Origin of the sequence: Bartonella sp. ML70XJBT.G (genome assembly GCF_028618575.1) — a bacterium.
Lineage (GTDB): Bacteria > Pseudomonadota > Alphaproteobacteria > Rhizobiales > Rhizobiaceae > Bartonella.
The window spans coordinates 1-2,355 of sequence record NZ_JAQITA010000068.1 but is presented as its reverse complement, the minus strand read 5'-3'; the positions used below and the strand labels follow the sequence as shown (position 1 = coordinate 2,355).

Annotated in this window: 1 protein-coding gene; it reads left to right on the top strand. The window is 38.8% G+C overall.

Annotated features, from left to right (window positions below):
- Positions 1-31: 31 nt before the first annotated feature.
- Positions 32-2,355 (top strand): autotransporter outer membrane beta-barrel domain-containing protein (locus tag PVV64_RS10245; RefSeq protein ID WP_273760882.1); only part of this gene is annotated, 2,324 nt, incomplete at its 3' end.

The window sequence follows — 2,355 nt, the reverse complement described above, 5'->3', positions numbered from 1 at the left end:
TCAAAGGCATACCAATACTAAAGGCATATCTATGTGTAAGAAATCTATTTATAAGAAAAATCTTTTGTTATGTACAATTGCTGGAACTTTCATTTTTTCTCATTTCACTCCAACTTATGCAAATACAAAATTTTCTGAAATTTCTACAGTCCAAGTGAATGATGGAGAAGAAAAAAAACTTAATAACGTTTTTATTCGTGGTAAGTATGATGCTGTAGTTGCTAAGAGAGGTCACATTGGCATTACAAACTCAATAGTGCACTCAAATTTTACTTTGCTTTCCGCAGCATCAGCTGGTCAAATTAATGCTAAAGGAATTGTGGGGGAAGCAGAAGAGCGTGGTTTGTCACTTGCAAATGGCACAATCCGTGTTGAAGATTCAACTATAAACGTTATAGGCCACAGCAAAGCCTACGGTATCAATTTTGGTTATATTCTAAAGTCTACAATAAAAGAAGGTGAAGACGTTATAAACAGAGCCATTCTTATCAACACAAAGCTTCTTGTGAACGAAGGCGTTGGTATTTCTGGACCTTCCTATTCAAAAGCTGTTGCGAATGCGGTGCAACTTAAAAACTCAGAAATTCGTTCTGATATGTTGTTAAAAAATGAAGATTCACCTTTCGCTGAAATTGACCCTACTACTTTTACTTTAGATGCTGATAATTCGATTGTGGAGGGAAGAGCTAAAACACTTCCTCAAAATACAACGGTTTTTACCCTAAACAATAACAGCAAATGGCATCTAAAAATTAGTCTATTCGAAATAAAAAATGGTTTTAGTTTATTTGATTATACGCTCCTTGATATTAAACAACGAGCACAATCTGTCGTTTCAGTATTAAACCTTAATAATAGCTCTATCGTATTTAATGCACCCCATAAGCTAGTAGAGGGGCAGTATCAAACTTTGCATGTAGGAAAACATCCACAAGCTGAAGAATCTGCATCACAAGAAGAGAGAACTCCTGCAACAACGAGCGTTTATAATGCAACGGGCCATGCAAATATTTATTTCAATATCGAATGGAGTGATGGTCTAGCAATAGAACAACAAAAAGCTGACCACCTTCTCGTCCATGGTAATGTATCAGGCACCACAACAATCCATGTCAAAAATCTTGCTGAAAGTGAGATGTTAGAAGTTGAAGATTCTCTTCCTTTAAATGAACGTGGTCTTTCACTTGTTCAGGTTTCTGGAAAAGCAGATGAAAATGCCTTCAAACTGGCAAATGGCTACACCACAATGAATAAATTGCCCTATAAATATGTCCTCAAGGGCTATGGAGTAACATCCAGCCATGGCAAAGCAGCAAACGCGCAAAGCCTCTTGAGAGAAAAGAAGGATTTCTGGGATTTCCGCCTACAAAGAGCAACCCTTGATGATGAAGGAAAAATTCCAGCCCTTGTCCCACAAGTGGCAAGCTATTTGGTTATGCCAAATGCTCTATTCTCCGCTGGCTTTGCTGATGTGAACAGTCAAAATACATTGATCAACAATATGCGGACAACAGCACTTGAAGCAAAAGATCATACAAACAGAAGAGTCTTCTTATCCACTTATGGTAATAAGATGACATTCTCCTCTCACCGTACTCCCTTACAATATGGTTATGGGGCTGATCTCCACTACGCAGCCTTACAAGCAGGTGTTACATTAGCCACGCTAGAAGATCAAAATATAACCACAAATTTTGGTCTTTTAGGAACATATGGAAAACTAGCCTTTACCCCAAAAGATATAGAAGGTGTTGACAAATCAATACTCGATAAATGGTCACTTGCTGCCTATGGTAACCTCAATCATGACAATGGCATCTACATAAATGCCCTCTTCTCCTATGGAACGTTCAAAGGAGACATCAAAACAGCTCTCATAGGAAAGACTGCTGAATTGAGTAACAAAAATACACTCAGTGCGTCTGCTACCATCGGACAAAGACTTGTAACTAGTGCACCAGGATTAGTCTTCGAACCACAGGCACAGTTTATCTATCAACATCTCATGCTTGGCACCCTCAAAGATATTGATAACTTTGAAGTGAACATGAGCAACCCTCATCAATGGTTAGTGCGTGTTGGTGGACGTTTAACACAAACCACGATTCCTGCTGAAAACGATTGTGCTGTTTCTTTCTATGGTAAAGTAAACATTATCAAAACTTTTTCTGACAAGAACACCGTACAGATTGGTGATACGTTCCATCTTGATCCTATGGGAGCATCCCTTGAAGGTGGGCTTGGCGTGAATGCACAACTTTCACAAAAGTTTACCCTTCATGCCGATGTGAATTACCAACATAAACTGCAAAAAGCTGGTGTATCGGGAGTGAATGTCTCTGGTGGAATGCGGTA